The 647-nt window shown below is 35.1% G+C and carries 2 protein-coding genes; both read right to left on the reverse strand.

All coding sequences use genetic code 11. The features are described from left to right. Positions 1 to 275 (reverse strand): hypothetical protein (locus tag V3W49_RS22760; protein WP_500148223.1); only part of this gene is annotated, 275 nt, incomplete at its 3' end. Then, positions 275 to 604 carry a hypothetical protein gene (locus V3W49_RS22765; protein ID WP_500148225.1) on the reverse strand — a complete coding sequence of 110 codons (330 nt, stop codon included), beginning with the start codon at positions 602 to 604 and terminating at the stop codon, positions 275 to 277. The genes V3W49_RS22760 and V3W49_RS22765, both read right to left, overlap by 1 nt. Positions 605 to 647 lie beyond the last annotated feature (43 nt).

The following is a 647-nucleotide window of genomic DNA, read 5'->3' on the forward strand; positions in this document are numbered from 1 at the left end:
GTTTGTAACAGTTCTTCAGTTGAAGTAAAATGTTTACGTTCTGTTACTGGAATTGCAGGAAGAGTTGTCAATAATGCCTTGACTCGTAGAAGTTGATCTGAAATTTGGCTTGTTAATTTACCATCACGTTCATTTCTAAGAAGCGAGGAAACATCTTTTGATAACGGTTCTAGTTGTAAAACTTGAAGATCGTGTAGTATGGATACTACTGGTTGTCTAAATTTTCTTAAACCTAGAATAGCTACACGAGCCATCGGTACAGGTTTAAAACCCATTATTCCATCCCTTTCAGCAAAATGTCGATGATTTCTTGAGTTTTTTGTGTAGTTACGTGTGAAGAAACATTTTCAGCTTTAGACTTGGCATCTTGAATTACTTTCTCTGTTTCTGCCTTGGCCTTTTTTCTTGCTTCTTCTATACTAGAGTCAACAAGTTTTTCGCCTTCTGCTTTAGCATCAGTTATTGCTTTTTTTAGGTTAGCATCTAACTGACTAATTTTGTTATCGGTCTCTTTTCTATGGTTTTCAATTTCTTTTTCAACTCCTTCCTCAACTTCCTTTATCTTGTTCAGGGAGCTGATGTATTGTTCTTGTGAAGTTGACATAATTACACACCAAGAAATTCTTTAGTTAGATACAGAATGACAA

This window comes from Rosenbergiella sp. YN46 (assembly GCF_036620675.1).
Taxonomy (GTDB): domain Bacteria; phylum Pseudomonadota; class Gammaproteobacteria; order Enterobacterales; family Enterobacteriaceae; genus Jejubacter.